We start from the raw sequence: 18846 nt of genomic DNA on the forward strand, positions 1-18846 counted from the left end.
GAATCTGTTTCTAGGTAAGCGCGCAATTAAGCAGTGCGCTTAGCTATAATCGAAGTCTAGCTGCACATTCCAAGGCATTAGCTCGGTAAAGTCATCATCAATATGCTGGCGATTAGGCAATGCTTTAAATAGATGTTGGATGTAATAATAAGGGCTGATTAGTAGCATTTATTAATAAATTTTTATGGAATTAAGTTTAGCAAGTATAGAACACTCGAAGACTCGCATTAAATCGAAGGCTCGCCATTCAGGATTGACCTTAGTTGAACTGATGATTGTGGTCGCCATTATTGGTCTACTTGTAGCGATAGCTTCACCAATTTATAGCCGCTTTATACTACGTGCAAAATTGACAGAAACGGCCACACAGTTTGGCGCTTTGCACTCAACTTTAATGTTTCGAAAAAAATCGATAGCAAATATCCTAATGACGTTCCTGTGGGTGCATTACCGTCTGGTGCCTCTGGATTAGCAGTCAACAAAACACAATAAGAAACACCTACATTATCAGGTGACAACTTGAACTGAGAAAGACCTAATAACTATTTTTACGTGGGTAAATCGATTACTGGTTCCATCGCCGAGGAAGAAGACTTCATGCAATTAAATATCATTCTAGATAATGGCGATTTATCAAGCGGAAATTTTCGCAGAACGCCCAATGGACGGTATATCTTTATTATTGAAGAGTAGCTAAGTCTACTGGTTTAAACTCGCATCGCGTTAATTCATAACAAATCCTAAGCGCGGCTAGCCGAGATAAAGATATAAGCTGGATAAAATGGTTAAAGTGGTTAAAGGGGTCGTATTCCATTACTTATTAACATTATGCTAGCCCGAGTTTTCTAAATATGGGAACTTGTCATTGAGAGTCATTTTCTTCCTAAAACATAGACTTTATTTACCCTAAGGTTTTGTGTAAATCTAAATAATGTTGACCACTACGTTTCAAAGGAACATGTCTACTTTATTCACTTATTATTTGAATCCAAGCCTTTATTTAATATGGTCTTGATTTATTAAAAAATGGATTTTAATCCCCTACATTGATACTAATCAGTAAAGTTGCATAGACAGCTATGTCAGGTTTACTCACCGTAGGCCATTGACTCACTATAGAAATTCATACTCTGATGCCACATCCTTACAACAAATATTTCAGTCTTATTTTCTATACAGACAATAATGAAGGCGCAGGGAAACGTCTGCAAAACAATTTTCCACTTAACAGTAGTGAATGTAACAAGAAGCTTTTACTTAACGATCATTATGCGGGCATTTTAAGTATAGAAGTTATACTGTGTCTGGAAGGTGTGTCAGATGATAAAACTCTTAGCAGTAATACTTGTGTGCATAAGTATTATATTAAACTCAACTGCTCGTGCTGACTATGCGCTTGGGTGTAATGACCCCGAATATCATCAATATATAAAAGAGCGGTTCGCTCATTTCGAGACAAATAATCGACGTTCACTTGCTAATACTCTGCGCGATTATGAACGAAGCTTAGCGACAAGCAAACATCCATTTCAAGTGATAGGCGATTTAAGCCGGCACCTTAAATACAGTGCGCAATTTGAACCAATCAACGAGGTCAATGCCAAGATTAATCGCATCTTTGAACATGCAAATAAGTTAAGTGTAGGGCAGCAAATAGCCGGTGATGTGTTTGACAGTTTTAGCAGCGAAAAACACTCTGTAGGTATTGCACGGGCATGGATCGCATACAGACAAGGCAAGCATGAATTAGCCTTTGAAGAGTTATTGAAGTCTATCGACATAAGCGGCTCAGCGGTCCTAAGTTCTTTTGGTCCTGACCTTGAGTTAATTCGCCATATTTATCGTGATGGGCATCTTGCGCCTGTTGTTGCCTACATCAACAAAACTGAAGAATTCTGGACTGGCAGACGCCCCGACGGCCTTCGCTATGTCTGGCTTGAAATGATAAAAGTAGAGTGTAAAGTACAATTTGATTTTGTTGACACAATAAAAGCATTAGAGCTTGGTATTAGCGTCATTGATGTAAACAAAGACTATGGACTGAGTCGCTAGTGCAGTTATGTCATTCACGACTACGCGCAGCTAACTTTGAGGGAGGATAAAGGGAGCGTATTCCATTATTTATTAACATTATCCCGGCCCAGCTGTTTATGATTGCAAAACCTCCATTCTAATAAAAATGGGATTTTATAAAAAATGCTAACAAGTTCTAAATCTGACGTTGAGCAGACAGCTATTGATAATTTTGATTTAACTGTAGCTCAATAGAAACGGGTACAGGTAATTAAAACGTATCGTAAATAAGAAAAATCAATTTCATTTTTATTGTTTTCTTATCCATGAAGTTTTATCCCTTTTAAATAAATGATTACAGAGCAATTAAATAGAAACTTTTCGACTTACTCTGATCATTGTCAGCTTAATAGTCATTTTCGTTCATGATATTTATGACAAATAGTTTACATAGCCACCCATGATAATGATGAAGCCGCGTCCTAAATTTTTGATATAAGTGCTATCACTTTGTTTAGTTAGCTCATTTTCCAATCAAGTAGGTGTGCTATGCCCCAGCCCCGCAGAAGCCAAATCGGTCTAGTGGATACCCCCTATTACCATTGCGTTAAGAGGTGTGTTCGTTGTTCATTTTTGTGCGGTGCGGCAGCCACGCTGTGGATAACTATCCGGGTAAAATTATGGGCACCGCCGTGGCTGGGCGGAGAAGCGGTTGTTGTTCTTGTTGACCGTACTTGCCATTGATATCGGTGCCTATGCGGTGATGAGTAATCATGTGAATATAATGTTGCATGTGGATCAAGATGAGGCCCTTAGCTGGGATGTTGATGAAGTGTCAAGGCGATATCACAGGTTGCACAACGGCACCTTACTGCCCCAAAAGTATGTACGGGTGATGAATTAAACCCCAGTGAGTCGATTAGTTTCAATGAAACCGTTGCTCAGTATTGGCTGCGGCTGTATGACATTAGTTGGCTGATGCGGGACTTAAATAAATACATAGCCCGGGAAACGAACAAAGAAGATAACTGTACAGGCCTATTCTGGGATGGGCGCTTTAAGTCACAAGCCTTACTAGATGAAAGTGCCTTGTAGGCCTGCATGGCCTATGTAGACTTAAAACCCATCCGCGCCAAGATAGAAAAACACCAGAAACATCAGCCCATACCAGCATCAAAAAACGTACCGTGGCAGTGAAGAACAAACAGCGCCAGCCCAAAACACTCATGCCCTTTATGGGTGGACACAGGTAAAATATTCCCAAGGTATTACTTATCATCTCAAAGACTACTGTGAGCTGGTAGACCTCACCGGCCGTTGCACTCCTGAACACGAAGCGGGGTATATTGAGAGCAGCCAATGTCCAATTCTGCAGCGACTAGTTTTGTCTGCCGAACAATGACTCACTCTCAGCACCGAGTTTGAAAAACACTTCTGTTATGCCGCAGGCGCAGAGTTGATAATGAATACATTCAAAACTCACACCCACCACAAACGACTGCGAGGGATGGGCAGGGCAAGAGCCCTACTCACCGGTTTAAATTACCCCACCAAGTAAATCTAAACCGAGTGTCAGATAATGCTCATATCCGTATACTTGTTCCTTCATAAAACGATGTTATTCCCACAATTTAACGAAAAAAAGCGCAAGTAAGCAACAGAGCTTGGTTTGTAAGCAGAAATTGAGCGTTGTTTTGACCCTATCACCTCTTCGAACCCAGACATGGCTTATTATGAATGTTTATTTAATTTGCTTATATCAAAAGCTAGGACACGGCTTTAGCATTAACAGGTGGCTATGTAATTGTGCTCATGACTTTGCCCAGAACAGTCATCCACAACGCGCTGCCACACCGCACAAGAATGCCCCCTGACACAACGTATCACGCAACGATAATAAGGCGTATCAATCAAACTCACTTGGCTTTTTTGAGACCGAGACACAACTCATCACCTAACTAAAAAACAAACGATTAAGTTATGTTTAGTACAGCTTTAAAAACAGTCAAATTGAGGTGGGTGTCTAGTTAAATATATTATTAACATTACAGGTCTAGCATTCATTTTCAACGGACCTGCCTAGCAGAGATAAATATAATAAGTTTATTTAATATCATTTAAAATCAATAGCTTACGAGTTTTATTTGACTCTGACCCTGTTATTTTTTTAATAATGTGGTGTTAAGTGGATTTATACAGTCAGTAAATTACATTGGTACGATACTAGGATCAAAACATCGCCTAGGTTATGGTCTTTTTATTAATCCAAAGGTATGAAATCCAATACTCAAAACCTTAACGGTTCGTTAATAGTTTTTGCTAGGATTGCCCAATCGGTAATCAAATATTACAGTGAAAATAATAAATGAATAAATATGAACGCTTTTTTAAACCGACCAAGAAACAACTTACACCTTGTATGCTGGGTATCACCGCTCTATTCGCGGTTTCCTCTCACGCCAATGATGTAGAACCGAAGCTATCAGACATCGCCATATTAAGCTCGACAGCGGCTGTCACCTGTACTAACTCCACGATCATCGGTGATGCGGCTTCTCAGGTATCAATTACCAAGACTAATTGTCACCATGCCGGCGATGAGTTCATACCCGTTACTGACCAGGTCATTAGTGAGTTTAGGGATAAGCGTTACGAGCTGGAAGCTCTCTACTGCGAAGAAACACTAACAAGCCTGGCGGGCAAAACCCTTGGGCCTGGGGTTTATTGTTTCGATGCGGCATCAACCACCACTAATGGTGTCTTAACTCTGGATCTGGACCTAGACAGCAATTCTTTGGATGTTACAGACCAATGGGTCTTCAAAATTGGCTCAGATACGGGGGCGCTTACCGGTACCGATTTTGTCGTCAATATGGCCAACGGTGGTGAAGCTTGCAACGTCAACTGGTGGGTCGCCGAGGCCGCGACAATCACTCGGGGTGACTTCAAAGGCAATATTTACGCAGGCGAAGCGATCACCATAACTGGTTTAGGACCAACCTCACCCTTTCACGGACGTGCCTTGGCTAATGCTGGGGTTACCTTAACCAATTCAGCGTTTACAGGTTGTGCCGGCGAGCCGGCCACCCCTGATACTGATGAGGATACGTCGGGCGGTGTTTGTCTAGTTGAGAACGATGTCGTTTATGTTAAATATAATATTGAATATATAGATGAAGAATTAGAAGACGTCATAACCACAGCAGTCATAGCCTATCTTGTCCCAGGAGAAGGAGAAGAAAGTGATGAATGGTACAAATACGAATACGACTATGGTTTTGGTGATTATGAAAACATCAATGATTGGTATTATGGCGCGCAGCTTGAAGTAACAAGAAAGGATGCAATGTCAGTGTATACCTCAAGGGATAAGTCGGAAAATGGTAATGGTGATAGACTTAGTGAATTCCATATAGACCTGAGTAAGGGTGTGGTTAACAACTGTGAGTTTTATCAAGGTAAATCAGAATGTGTTCGTAGCGATATTATCGACAGCAGTGCTGGTCTTCCTCAAGAGCTAAATTATTGGATAAAGTAGTTTCCCTTATAAAAGGTGATTAACCGGTACGGTATGTCTGAATAAAACCTGTCAATCAGGTTTTTTTACAGTCTCAAAGTCGTTGCCGCTGTATTCATCAATAAGCGGCCTAAAGAAGCATCAGACTATTTGCCTGATGCTTTTTTCCTGTTTTCATATCACCCAGCCAGGCCCTAAACAGCAACATAATCTAGACACCCAAAATAATAAAGTACCCAATCACAGCATAATCAACAAATACAAAGTGCCAAAACTATTTTCATTCTTGGTTTTTAAAATAAGGAATTCACGCTTATTTAGAATTGAACGAGATGAATGCAGTTAAAAATGTCCCTTAGCCCAAATTCCAGACAGCATGTTTAAGCCACGTTTCGTTAGGAGCTTTGAAGATAAATGAGTGGGTGATTCAGACAGATTGAAGTAAGGCTCTCGCCTTTGCCATCCTCATATGTGTTGATGGTTTGTGTGATGTTTGAATTGTTGTAACATCCGCTCACTACCTACAGCGGTTCTGAAGTGTTTTTCGAACTCGGTAGTGAGAGTCAACCATTGCTCTGAGTCGAGGCCGAGGCACGCTAAAATGGGGCTATGATGTTGCTCTACATAAACTGCTTTATCGTCTCGAATGCAGCGGCCTGTGCAATCCACTAGTTCACAATAGTCAATCAAGCTGTAAGCGATGCCTTTGGGCATGTCTTTTCTGGGATCATCAAGAATTAACAAGACACCCATGATAACGAGTAGCCAAAAAAATGGTTTTGCAATTCATTACGATGGGTGTCTTTATAACTTTATAATTCTATCCTGTGCAGCTTTTTAAATCTGTGATGATAAACTCGATGCTCACCGCGGTGCTGACTAGTTCAACGGCAGCTCCGACGCTGCTAACTCCAAAACACTGGTAACCTTAAGCAGTTAACGTTTCTGACGCTTCTTCAACAATAATTTCATCATCATCAACAACAAGGATCTTAATCGACGCGGCGCTTCTCCTTCTAAAAATCGAGATTAACTAAACATCGGTAATGTAATTGTGAACCGAGCACCATCATCGATATTCTCAGCGATAATCGTTCCCTTCATATCACGGACAATGCCGTAACTGACAGACAGCCCCAAACCCGTTCCTTTGCCCATTTCCTTGGTCGTGAAGAACGGCTCGAAGATGCGGTGCAAAACATCGCTGGGAATACCCCCGCCAGTGTCCTGGACTGTAATATGGACAACTTTATCGCCTTCAAATACTCGCAATGTGATTTTCGCCTGATCTTCGCTTTCATCTATGGCATCTCGGGCATTAGTGAGGAGGTTCAAAATGACTTGCTCCATTTGAATGGCGTGGCCCAAAACATACGCACAATCTTCCGCCAGCGCGGTCATAACCTCAATTCCAGCCAATCTCAATTGCTCACTCACAAGATCAAGTGCATTAACCACCACAACTCGAGGATCAATAGATTCAGGAAGTTCTGTCGCCTGGCGCCCGAACATCCGCATGTGATCGATAATTGTCGCCGCTCGTGCGGTCTGTTCCTCAATACGCAGCAGCTTATCATTGAGGTATTCAGCGTCAGCAATACCTTCAGACATTTTTCGGCGGCTATTCCCGGCGGCCATACGAATCACGTTCAGCGGCTGGTTCAATTCATGGGCGACTGACGTCGCCATTTCTCCTAATGTTGCCAGCTTGGAAGATTGGATAAGATTGGCAGCAGCTTCCTTGCGCTCGCTAATATTACGGATGAACCCGACGAACGCAGCTTTTTTTTCCGTCCCTGTTACGACTTCGTATTTTTCAACAGCCACCTCGACCGGAAATTCATGTCCATCATGATGCAAAGCCTCTATTTCAAAACGCTGGCCAATCAGCGGCCCTTTACCTGTTTTAAGAAACATCTTTAAACCTTGACCATGCGCTTCACGATAACGATGCGGGATAATCAGATCCGCTAGATCGATACCAAGAACCTGCCGCCTTTGGTAGCCAAAAATTCCTTCAGCGGCTGCATTAAAATCCATCACTGCGCCCTGTGCATTAATAATAATAATAGCGTCAAAAGCGGAATCCATCAGTGCCCTAAATCGAGCACCACTGTCCCGCTGACTTTTAGCTTCCGCGTCGAGGCGAGCATGCACAGTACCGAGATAATAGAAGGTGGAACCCAATACAAGCGGAGCCGTATCAACAATATAAATGATTGGATTATCTAAATGTATCAGAATAATGTTAGCAATTGTTGGCATTAAGCCTGAGCTAAACAGATCAATAGCCCACGACACTGCGAGAAAAAGACACCCGAAAATTGTACCTACCAAGGCATATTTTGCTTGGTACTTTATTTGAGCAATCGTGACCAGCCATACTTTCAGGGATGAGATATTTGTCATCATAATTTTATTCCCTTACCTCCAGCACAGAGGCAACTGTGTCTATCAGGCCATCAATATCCAACGATATTTTCAAAAAAGGATATGACGCGATATCTATGCCGTTCCCTTCAACTTTAGGAGTGGCGTTCTGTAACACTACAATAAACTTTATCTTTTGTCCCTCCCTAGTTTTAACCGCCTTGATTAAGTCGGAACCGGTTTTATTCGGCGTATTTAAATCGAAAACGACAAAGATGACGGCCGCTGCAGTGCTGACCAATTCAACTGTAGTTTTGACGTCGCTAGCGCCAATGCACACGCAACCATCATCAGTTAACGTTTCTAACGTTTTTTTAGAAATGAAATCTTCATCATCGACAAGGATCTTGATTGAGATAGCGCATCTCCCTCTCATAACTAATGCTAACTAAACATCGGCAGCGTGATTGTAAACCGGGCTCCATCATCGATATTCTCAGCAACAATTTTGCCCTTCATATCTCGGACAATGCCGTAACTGACAGACAGCCCTAGACCAGTCCCTTGGCCTAGATACTGAGCAATGGTTGACTCTCACTACTGAGTTCGAACAACACTTCAGCACCGTCGTAGGCAGTGAACATATGCTGCAACAATTCAAACATCACACAAACCATCAACGTATACGGGGGATGGCAAAGGCCAGGGCTTTACTTCAATCCGCTTGAATTACAACCCCATATATAGTCAAAGTTACTGACACAAAATGTGTTGATTCCTACTGTCTGCAATTTGAATTGAGCGACACATTTCAAAGCATTCATCTACTTTAATTCCAAATAAGTCGCATTTCTCACTTTAAAACATAAATAGTGAGCTGATATCCAATAATTTGTGCTTGTTGATTACGTTGAAATTGGGTGCTTTATTACTTTGGGTGTCTAGTTTAAGTCTTCTTTGAGTATACAAAGTCTAATTCATAATTCCGTTTATTCAATTCCGACTACTTTCAACAAACCTGACCCCGCAGGTCCCATAAAAAGAACCTACGCATTACACAATAATAAAATGGTGATTGTTCGTCACCCTGAAATGGATTTCTATAACAACAACAGTCACAAAGTGATCGCCATAAATACCCACATTGGACGCCGTCCAATCGCTGCATTTGGTAACTCAGATGGCGACATGCACATGTTAGAATACGTATCGAAAGGTAAGGGGGCTCGCCTTAGTATGTTGATCCACCATACTGACAAAAAACGGGAATGGGCTTATGACCGACAATCTGAAATTGGAAAGCTCGATAAAGGACTAGATAAAGCAGCCGAAAATAAGTGGGGAATTGTTGATATGCGCAAAGACTGGAAGGTGATTTATCCCGAACCAATCAAACCGAATTAACCGTCTCGATCGATGCCATGTGCCTTAAACGCTCGCACCGCCTTAGCATAAAAACAAAATTTGAAACTATAAAAGGCACCTTAAAAAAAGCCTGCTTAAATACACCAAGCGTGACAAACCTGATCAAGATTGAGTTCATTGGTTTGGGGCAGCGCCACAAAAAAAAGCTTATCTTTCGATAAGCCTTTTTATGGGTAATGTTGGATAGTGAACTCTCATCATGCATCTCCCACATTTTCGCACTTACATTCTCCAGCATTATTTAGATGAATATCATAGCCAATCTGGATGTGTATCAAAGCTCGCACTGTCTATATTTTTCACCAGATTTCCCCAATGGTAGGTAAGAGGTAGCTCACTATTGAAGAAATACTTCATGGCTTGAATTTTACCGTTATAGAACTTTTCATCGTCACTATGAGGTGTTTTATCAAGCGCCTTTGAAGCGACCTCAGCTTGTCTTAACCATAACCATGCAATAGTGATGTGGCCAAACATATTCAGATAACTGACCGAATTAGAGAAGACCATATCAATATTTTGAGTCTTAGATGCGTCCAATACAGCGGTAGTCACTGCTTTAAGATTATCTAAAGTATCTTTCAACTGTTGCGCATACAACTGCAACTTTTCATGGGATTGAGCACTATCAACCGTGTCGTACATTTCGGTTAAGAACGCCTGATACCCCTTAAAATCATTCATCGGTACTTTTCGGCAAAGTAAGTCTAACGACTGAATGCCAGTCGTGCCCTCATGAATGGGGTTGAGTCGATTGTCGCGATAAAACATCTCGACGGGGTGTTCGTTAACATAACCGTGCCCACCTAATACTTGAATGGCCAAATCGTTGGATTTAGGCCCCCATTCTGACGGCCAACTTTTAATAATCGGGGTTAAAAAATTGAGTATGGTGGATGCGTGTTTTTTCTCGCTTTCTGTGGGCGCAGTTTTTTCATCATCAGCAAGTTGATGTCCGTATAAACACAATGCATATGCCCCCTCAGAATAAGCCTTTTGGGTAAGGAGCATTCGCCTAACATCGGGATGTTCAATAATGTTGACTGGAGGCGCTAACGGATCTTTTGAAGACAGCAAACGACCTTGAGGACGACCTTTGGCATAGTCCAGGGAATATTGAAAACCAGTTAACGCAGTTAACGCTGCGCCGGTCCCCACTAAAATTCGGGCTTCGTTCATCATATGGAACATGTACATCAAGCCTTTATTCTCTTCGCCAACTAAGTAGGCCACAGCACCGTCTTGTTCACCAAAACTTAGAGCCGTTGACGTATGCCCTCGCCCTCCCATTTTATGAAACAAACCGGCCAAAGCCACTTCATTACGCTGGCCAACAGTCCCATCATTATTGACCAAAAATTTAGGCACAATAAATAATGAAATCCCTTTCACCCCTCTAGCTGCACCTTTCACTCTAGCTAATACTAAATGAACAATATTTTCAGATAAATCGTGATCGCCACCCGATATCCAAATCTTATTACCTTTGACTCGATAAGTGCCGTCTTCTTCTTTAGTGGCGAAGGTGGTTAGGTCACCCAGACCAGAACCCGCTCCTGGCTCGGTCATTGCCATGGTGCCAAAAAAACGCCCTTCGCGCTGCGGGGTAACCCATTTTTCAATTTGTTCAGGCGAGCCATAGGCTTCAATCAAATTACAGTTGGCATGCGTCAGTGAAAGATAACCAAGACTGGTGCTTGCCGCTGCTGACAGGTAGGCAAACGCGCCACTTGCGGCAATCTGCGGTAGTTGCATGCCACCCATTTCGTAATCGGTTGTAGGTGCTGTTAGCCCAGCTGCAATAACTGCATCAAGACCTGCTTTAATCTCAGGGATAATATGGACTTTATTGCCATCGAATGTGGGCTCGTTACGGTCTACTTTTGACTGAATGGGTAAATAGTATTTTTCGGCTATGGCCTGTGCAATATCGATTGCAGCATCAAAACTTTCACGATCATGATCTTGATAACGTTCACGGGTGGTTAAAGATTCGATATCAAACATCTCATATAAAAAGAATTCAATATCTCTACGACTTACAATAGGTGCTGGCATGTATAGATCCTCTAACAGTTGGAGCGGTAAAAGTTTAAATAAGTAAAATATGTTGGTGTTAAAGGCGTGCCTTTATTTGTTTAGTAATGCTTTACGTTTATTAATCACGCCTTTTTCAAAACCGAGAAGTTTTTCATAACTAGACGGGAACCACCTTGCAATACAGTCAAGTAATTTTGCATCGCCTCCCACTAGAATACGGCGCTGCTTTTTTCCCATTCCCGTTAATATTATATCGGCAGCCTGCTCAGACGTGGTTTTGGCTTGTTTATTAAAATCAGCAATCAGCTGACTCTTTTGAATAGCGTTAGTAGATACTTTGGCATTGTTGGTAATGTTAGTTTTAATCCCGCCAGGATGAACACAATGCACAGCTATGTTACTGCCAGCCATTTCCATTTTTAACGCTTCGGTGAATCCTCTAACCGCATATTTGGATGCGTTATAGGCGCTTTGTAATGGCAAAGAAAGCAAACCGAATAGACTTGATATATTGACGATGTGGGCACTAGACGAGGTTTTCAAATAAGGTAAAAACGCATTTGTGCCATGCACTACTCCCCAAAAATTAATATTCATTAACCAATGAAAATCTTCAAGGCTTTGGTTTTCAACCGAATCAATTAAGCTCACGCCAGCGTTGTTAAACAACATATCGACGCGAGTGAACTTGTCATTAACCTGTTGCGCAAATGTGATGAAGGCTTGATTGTCTGATACATCAAGACTTGCTATAAAACATTCAACACCTAACACCTCAATTTGCTGTTGTAGTGTTTCTAAACCATGCAAATCTTTATCAGCCAAGGCTAAGTGGCAGCCTTTATCAGCCAATTTGAGTGCTAGGGCTTTGCCAATTCCCGACGCTGCGCCGGTTACAACTGCTACTGTTCCTAGATATTGCATCATGTTTACTCACTTACATTCGTATTGGCATGGTCGATAATGTCGTCGACTATGATCGGTATCAATTCAGCAGGGAAATCATGCCCCATGCCTGGATAAATCTTTAATTTGGCGTTGGGGATGGCATTAGCTGTGGCTTTACCACCGGCTACATTGACCAAGCCATCACTGTCTCCGTGGATCACTAAACTTGGCATAGTCAGTTTAGATAATGCTTTTTCTCTATTACTGGCGGCCATTATTGCTAACACTTGTCGCATTGTGCCTGTTGCAGTGATGCCTCGCTGCAACATACCGTCGACATACAAGTCTATGTCTTCATCAGGAGTAGGATAGTCAGGACTGCCAATAACCTGCCACTTTTTAACGTGGTAAGCCTTGCGATCTTGGTATTCTTTTGTATCCGGTGTTTGAGCAAAAGCTTCGCGAATATTCTTTTCAATTGGAGGTAACTTTTTATATCCAGTAGTGGACATAATAGAAGTTAACGTTCTCACTCGTTGTGGGTGATGGATTGCCAATAATTGCGCAATCATTCCGCCCATTGACACCCCCACTACGTGCACCTCAGCTAAGTTAAGTACATCCAATAGTCCGATGACATCTCGCATCATATCTTCTAACTGATAAGGCGCTTTTATTGAAAGCCCTAGTTTTAATTTAGTGATGACCCACGCCATATTAGGAATAGGTAAATGGTCAAGTTGCTCAGAACATCCAACATCACGATTGTCTAAAAGTAACACTTGAAAATTGGCGGCAACAAAAGCTTCAACCATTGTCATAGGCCAGCCAGTTAACGGAGTGCTCAAACCATGAATAAGCAATAGTGTCGGGTATTTTGAACTGCCATGAAGTTGATATGCAATATCGACCCCGTTGACTTTAACTATCTGTTCCTGCTGTAAATGGTTACTCATTTAGTCAGTTCCTTGATGTGCTTGCTGATAGATGTGTACTACGTCTTCTAGCGTCACTGGTTTTGGGTTGTTGACTAATAAACGTGTGTGTAACATGGTGTCTTTTGCTAAGTTATTAATGTCACTCTCTGCAGTCCCCACTTCTACTAGAGAGGTAGGCAATTTAAGTTGTTTTATTAAACTCGATAAAAAATCTACACGTGCCTTGGCTACTTCCACATCATTTCCATCGAGGTCGATGGCGTCACTAATAACAGGAGCAAGTTCAGCATATAAATTGGCGCAGTGACTTAAGTTGAAATTCATCACATGAATTAGCACTAAAGCATGACTCAAAACATGGGGAATATGAAAGTGCCCACCCAATGGATACGCTAATGCGTGAACTGCCGCGACAGGCGCATTGGCAAATGCTTGACCGGTTAAACACGACCCTAGCAACATCGCTTGACGCGCCTCAACGTTGTCACTATTAAAGGTTTCGAAATGTCGAGAGTCTCACAAATTTCGACAATTCGATTAACCGCACATATTTCGCTAATGATTGATTTAGTGGTCGAGAAAACAAATGGCTTCATGGATAGTTACTTATACACAAACAGTTTGTCGTCTAAATTGACTGAAGGTAGCGTGTCTTTTTCTGACCAATAATCTTGAGTATGTTGCCAATCTACTTTGCTGCCGCGTTTGGGCATTAAATGTAACGAACGCAGCATATAACCAGGGTTAAATTCTTCGGTATCGATCCACGGTAACAACTCCATGTCTGCATCTTCATCACGTAAAGTCATAGTGAGTTGTTTGACCTGTTTTTGATCCATATGTGTTAACAATCGACATATAAAGTCACCAATTAAATCGACACGTAAGGTCCAACTTGCACGAAAATACCCCATCACCCAAACCATATTAGGTACATCGGTAAACATCATGCCTCGGTATCCCACTTTTTCTGAAAAATCGACTATTTGACCATCAACCGAAAATTCAATCCCGCCTAACACCGATAGGTTAAATCCTGTGGCTGAAATAATAATATCAGCGTCAAGTTGTTCGCCCGACTGCAGCGCAATCCCCGTTTCGTTAAAACACTCAATCTGATCTGTTTTAACGTCCACTTTACCTGAGCGAATGCCAGCAAAGATATCGCCTTCAGGCACAACGGCTATACGTTGTCTCCAAGGGGCATACTTGGGAGTAAAGTGTTTTTCCACATCAAAATCATCATCCAGAAGTGCTGCCACCCCATCAATCAGGCCTTTTTTGACTTCATTTGGATATTGGGTAGACAGTTGAATAAAACCGGCCTGCTCTTGAAGTAACTGCTTACGCGTTATTTCGTGTATCCATGCATCGTCAACCCCGATATCACGTAATTGATCCGTTAACGGGTTGTTGTTTGGCCTTGGAATAAAATAGGTCGGAGAACGCTGTAGCAATGTCACATGTTCACAATCTTCTGCAATATTAGGTGCTAAAGTAGCAGCAGTGGCACCGGAACCAATGATGACTACCTTTTTGTCTTTATAATTTAAATCCTTTGGCCAATCCTGTGGATGCACTAGTAAGCCTTGGTAATCATCTCTACCCTTCCAATCAGGGGTATAGCCTTTTTCGTGATTATAATAGCCTTGGCACATCCATAAAAAGTTAGCGGTAATGAGGACGGTTTCTTTGCTGTCTTTTTTAAATGCAGTAATGGTCCAGAGTTGGCTCACACTGTCCCAACTTGCACCAAGCACATGATGATTGTAGCGAATGTGCTGATCTATATGATTGTCAGCGATGACTTCGCGCATGTAATTCAAAATTTCAGCACCTTTAGCAATCGGAGACCCGGTCCAAGGTTTAAATCGATAGCCAAAAGTGAATAAGTCACTATCAGACCGAACGCCAGGATAGTTATGCGTTAGCCAAGTACCGCCGAAACTTTCCATGCCATCCAGTACACAAAAACTTTTGTCTGGCAGTTGTGTTTTTAAATGGTAAGCCGAACCTATTCCTGATAAACCTGCACCGACTACCAGCACATCAAAATGTTCGATGTTATTGACACTGTTGTTAACCGCATTCATAAAATCACCTAATTCTTTAATCTATTCTTCTAATATTATTTCGGAAGCCGAGCCTCGGAGCCAAGCTCTACTTGCCAATACTGGAGTATTGATAAATTACAGCTAAAACCTAAGGCCAACTGTCTCCTAGGTGACAATTTCGAGGTCTGCTTTGCAAAAACGTTTATTCATTTTTGAGCTGTGTTTTAGCTTTTAATGCCAACATATTTTTGACCAAATATTTCTGACCAGTCAGAATCAAAATGCCTTCATCTTCAAACTCTTTCACTATTTTGTTCACTCTTTGACGCGAACCACGAGCCAGTTCAGCCAATTCTTGCTGAGTCATTTTCTTATCAATCAAAATGCCTTCATCAGTTTGTATCCCATAATGTTGGGCAAACCATTGCAGCCTTCCAGCTAACCTAGCAGCAAGCGGATAGAACAACATGCCACCCAACAATTCACACATTTGTAAGGTTTTTTCGGCTTGTGCCAAAAACAAATATTGATAAATAACAGGGTATTCTTCAGCCAGTGTTTTTACGACTCGTTTGGGTATTTGAATGATGCTTGAGTTATCCAGCACTTGCGCTTCAAACATCCGAGCTGGCTGGTTGGTTAGGGTAAATTCTCCTAGCCACGCGTTACATGAAAACTCCGTTATCGCAAACTCTTGTCCGTGAATACTGCTAATCTTTATACGCACAAACCCCGATACCACACCGTAAACAAACTCTCCTTCTTCGCCCAATCGATACAAATACTTTTTTTGCTCGAAACGCTTTAATCTTGCCGCTTCGATTAATGTCTCAAAGGCAGAGTCAGGTGCACCATTGAACCAGGCACATTGCCTGATGACAGTTTCAAAATTCATACTTAAGCCAAGGTGTGGTTTTTACTGATAAATAGTTGATAAGAGAGCCCTACAAACGGGCTCTCTTGAAACGCTATGTATTAATAAAAGCTATAACGAACTTGCAAACCATAAGAGATGGGATCAGACAGCTCGACATTCTGCAAACGTGTCACTGTAGAAGGGGTTGTGTAACGTAAAATATCGCGTTCATCAGCGGCATTTCTCACAAAGGCGGCCACCTCAAACGCTTCACTTTCAGATGTCCAGCTTAGGCGAGCATCGATACGGTCATAACTGTCGACTTGATCCCAGTCACTGCGATTAAAAGACCGAGAGTATTGTTCACCCACATATGAATAACCAGCCGTTAACAATACTGTGCCCATGTCATCCAATTCAAAGAATTGAGTGGCAGACACTGAAAATTTGTTTTCGGGTGCCATATTCAATTTATTTCCTGATAAGTCCTGAATATCACATTCACCTAAAATGGCACAGGCGGTGGAATCGACGGCTGTATAATCATCGTATTCTGAATCGGTATAGGAATAGGTGGTCATAAGACGTAAGTCTGAAGTCAACCAAGCCTGTAATTCAACCTCAAAACCCATGACGGTGGCTTGTGCTGCATTATCAAAAGCGGCGGTAGTTACCCCTCCTTCAGTTACCGTTGAAAGCACTTGCAGGTCAACGTAATCATAATAATAAGCCGCTAAAGACAGGTTAACATTATTGTCATATAACGATTTTTTGTAGCCTACTTCAAACGCAGTTAACTCTTCTGGGTCAACTACATCGACTGGCGCGGCTGATGCAGCACCAAGGTTGAAACCACCAGAGCGATATCCGGTAGATATATAACCATAAACAAACGTATCTTTGTCAACGTTCCAATCAGCCTGTAAACGCCAAGTGACTTTGTTCCAACTGTCATCTACTAGATGCTGATTTTTAGGCACCGATAAGTAAGCGAACACATCATCTGACCCCGTTTTTTCATCGTTTGAATAACGCAGACCTGCAGTTAAAGCGAGTGCATCGTTGACCTCGTATTCTAGTTGACCATATAAGGCAGTAGCAGTCGTTTCTAGTTCATTTTGTCCATAGTATAAAAAGCCACCATCACCATTAGACGTCGCTTCAAACGGCGCGCCAATTAATGAGGAATAAAACTGATACAGACCAGGCTGAAAACCGGGGAAACCTAGGAACGTACCACTGTCTGCTGGTAAACCAAGTTCAGCGGGTAAACCACCATAATTAGCGGCAATAGCATCGCCCTGCATTAGCCCGAAACCACGCTCTACAAAGTCGCTATATTGACTCTCTTCACTATTAAAATAGTACACACCAGCAATAAAGTTTAAGGCACCATCATAGTTGGATACCATCTGTAATTCATGAGATGTGAACTCACCTGATTGAATAACACTAGCGGTCATGTCTGATGCAAGTGTAATAGGTGCGCCAGTTAATGGGTTGGGTAAATAAACCCCACCTGGTATGCCAACCAATGTGGTTATTTGTCTGAACATTTCCGAAAAATTCATGCCTCCAAAAGCGGCATTTGACACATCACCATCAGCAATAGAGTCATAAGTAAACTCATTATCACCGTAAGTATATTTAAATTCTAAATCGTCTAATGTCAGTGTGCTGATAAAGGTTAAGCGTTTTGTTTCGACATCTTGTTGACCTAATGTATCAACATTGGTTTGATTAATATCATTCACTGCCGGATTGGCAATTGAGTATCCTGACACATGATTAAGCGCATTTGAACCGGTAAAAATTCCAGGTAAAGGACCCTCACCAAGATTCACAAAGTCTGTAGGGTATGCATCCCCTAAATAACCAGGTGACGGGTTTTCGCTGCGATCATAATTCATGTAGCGTAACGTGCTGGTGAAGTTTTCAGTCCAATCCGCTTTTAAGGTGACTGAATAATAGGTTCGGTCTCTGTTATCCAAGTCGCCAACATCGGCCGCTAGGTTTTCTTGCAGTGCATCACGTTCCATTTTAGACAAAGTAGCGATAGCTGAAAATGTTTCGCCAAGTGGCCCAGTTACTTGACCTTGCGTCACTAAATAACCATCATTACCCGCTTCCAAGTTAACGTAACCGCCCAATTCTCTTTGAGGCTCTTTACTGATGACATTGATTGCGCCGCCAACAGCATTTCTGCCATACAACGTACCTTGAGGCCCTCGCAGCACTTCAATACGCTCTATGTCACAAAAATTACAATAATCAAAAATACCGTTTTCGGTGTTATACACACCATCGGTATATATACCAACACCTGGGTCAGAGCCTAGGGCAGTGTTAGGTCGTCCCACCCCTCGTATAGATATTCTGCTAGAAGAAATAATTAATGAAGGAGAATATTGCACCAAATCTTGGCTACCATCGATATTCATCTGCGCCATGCTTTCTTCACTAAATGCACTGACCGCTTGACCTGTTTCCATCAGTGATGTGACACGTTTTGTGGAGGTAATTTGAATCACTTCTATGCCTGATGATTCATTTGCTGTGGCAGCTTCTTGGGCCAAGACCATTGAACTTGTACTAATACAAATCAATGCAAAGGATAAAGGAGTAAGTTTAAAGGTGATTTGATTAAAAGCTATGTGATTAAAAGCAGTGTGTTTATGAGTATTCAGGACCATAGTGTTTCCCCGTCTTTTTAATTATGTTTAGATTTCAGTGTTAAGTCAGTTG

13 protein-coding genes and 4 pseudogenes are annotated in these 18846 nt (G+C 41.8%); 6 read left to right on the forward strand and 11 right to left on the reverse strand.

The features are described 5' to 3' along the window. Positions 1 to 184 precede the first annotated feature (184 nt). The 4 genes and pseudogenes from C427_RS18625 to C427_RS18640 all read left to right on the forward strand — a co-directional run bounded on the left by C427_RS18625 (position 185) and on the right by C427_RS18640 (position 5551). Positions 185 to 472 (forward strand): type IV pilin protein, encoded by a 288-nt coding sequence (locus C427_RS18625; RefSeq protein ID WP_226991230.1) that lies wholly within the window; start codon positions 185 to 187, stop codon positions 470 to 472. Between the two features lie 848 nt (positions 473 to 1320). Continuing rightward, positions 1321 to 2052: a hypothetical protein gene (locus tag C427_RS18630; protein WP_007640972.1), complete on the forward strand. Its 732-nt coding sequence runs from the start codon at positions 1321 to 1323 to the stop codon at positions 2050 to 2052. 510 nt (positions 2053 to 2562) lie between these two features. Further along, a pseudogene (locus C427_RS27790) lies at positions 2563 to 3571 on the forward strand (transposase). Between the two features lie 807 nt (positions 3572 to 4378). After that, positions 4379 to 5551, forward strand: coding sequence for an ice-binding family protein (locus C427_RS18640; protein WP_007640963.1), 1173 nt, complete (start codon positions 4379 to 4381; stop codon positions 5549 to 5551). Positions 5552 to 5957: 406 nt separating this feature from the next. Here C427_RS18640 and C427_RS18645 read toward each other — a convergent pair. The 4 genes and pseudogenes from C427_RS18645 to C427_RS28880 form a co-directional block, all read right to left on the reverse strand. Next, positions 5958 to 6253: pseudogene (locus C427_RS18645) on the reverse strand (transposase); the annotation flags it as partial. A gap of 306 nt (positions 6254 to 6559) precedes the next feature. After that, positions 6560 to 7942, reverse strand: coding sequence for a sensor histidine kinase (locus tag C427_RS18650; RefSeq protein WP_007640960.1), 1383 nt, complete (start codon positions 7940 to 7942; stop codon positions 6560 to 6562). Between the two features lie 4 nt (positions 7943 to 7946). Then, complete coding sequence (locus tag C427_RS18655; protein ID WP_007640955.1) at positions 7947 to 8336, reverse strand: DNA-binding transcriptional response regulator; 390 nt, start codon at positions 8334 to 8336, stop codon at positions 7947 to 7949. Between the two features lie 8 nt (positions 8337 to 8344). Further along, positions 8345 to 8419, reverse strand: a complete 75-nt coding sequence (locus tag C427_RS28880; protein WP_407636135.1) for a hypothetical protein — start codon at positions 8417 to 8419, stop codon at positions 8345 to 8347. Positions 8420 to 8457: 38 nt separating this feature from the next. Between C427_RS28880 and C427_RS27795 the strand changes: the two are divergent. Beyond that, positions 8458 to 8628: pseudogene (locus C427_RS27795) on the forward strand (transposase); the annotation flags it as partial. 229 nt (positions 8629 to 8857) lie between these two features. Beyond that, positions 8858 to 9304, forward strand: a complete 447-nt coding sequence (locus C427_RS18660) for an HAD family hydrolase (protein WP_226991229.1) — start codon at positions 8858 to 8860, stop codon at positions 9302 to 9304. Between the two features lie 273 nt (positions 9305 to 9577). Here the strand turns inward: C427_RS18660 and C427_RS18665 are convergent, their stop codons facing one another. From C427_RS18665 to C427_RS18695, 7 genes and pseudogenes are all read right to left on the reverse strand, one after another. Then, the gene (locus tag C427_RS18665) at positions 9578 to 11383 is read right to left on the reverse strand and encodes an acyl-CoA dehydrogenase (RefSeq protein WP_007640947.1); all 1806 of its coding nucleotides are present in this window, start codon (positions 11381 to 11383) and stop codon (positions 9578 to 9580) included. A gap of 72 nt (positions 11384 to 11455) precedes the next feature. Next, positions 11456 to 12292, reverse strand: coding sequence for an SDR family NAD(P)-dependent oxidoreductase (locus C427_RS18670; RefSeq protein ID WP_007640945.1), 837 nt, complete (start codon positions 12290 to 12292; stop codon positions 11456 to 11458). Between the two features lie 2 nt (positions 12293 to 12294). Further along, positions 12295 to 13209 carry an alpha/beta fold hydrolase gene (locus C427_RS18675; RefSeq protein WP_007640943.1) on the reverse strand — a complete coding sequence of 305 codons (915 nt, stop codon included), beginning with the start codon at positions 13207 to 13209 and terminating at the stop codon, positions 12295 to 12297. Further along, positions 13210 to 13668: pseudogene (locus C427_RS18680) on the reverse strand (iron-containing alcohol dehydrogenase); the annotation flags it as partial. A gap of 125 nt (positions 13669 to 13793) precedes the next feature. Beyond that, positions 13794 to 15284: a flavin-containing monooxygenase gene (locus tag C427_RS18685; RefSeq protein WP_007640939.1), complete on the reverse strand. Its 1491-nt coding sequence runs from the start codon at positions 15282 to 15284 to the stop codon at positions 13794 to 13796. A 163-nt stretch (positions 15285 to 15447) separates the two neighbouring features. Further along, positions 15448 to 16140, reverse strand: a complete 693-nt coding sequence (locus C427_RS18690) for a Crp/Fnr family transcriptional regulator (RefSeq protein WP_007640938.1) — start codon at positions 16138 to 16140, stop codon at positions 15448 to 15450. A gap of 80 nt (positions 16141 to 16220) precedes the next feature. Further along, positions 16221 to 18794 (reverse strand): TonB-dependent receptor, encoded by a 2574-nt coding sequence (locus C427_RS18695; protein ID WP_007640936.1) that lies wholly within the window; start codon positions 18792 to 18794, stop codon positions 16221 to 16223. Between the last annotated feature and the right edge of the window lie 52 nt (positions 18795 to 18846).

Origin of the sequence: Paraglaciecola psychrophila 170 (genome assembly GCF_000347635.1) — a bacterium.
In the GTDB taxonomy this organism is placed as follows: Bacteria; Pseudomonadota; Gammaproteobacteria; order Enterobacterales; family Alteromonadaceae; genus Paraglaciecola; species Paraglaciecola psychrophila.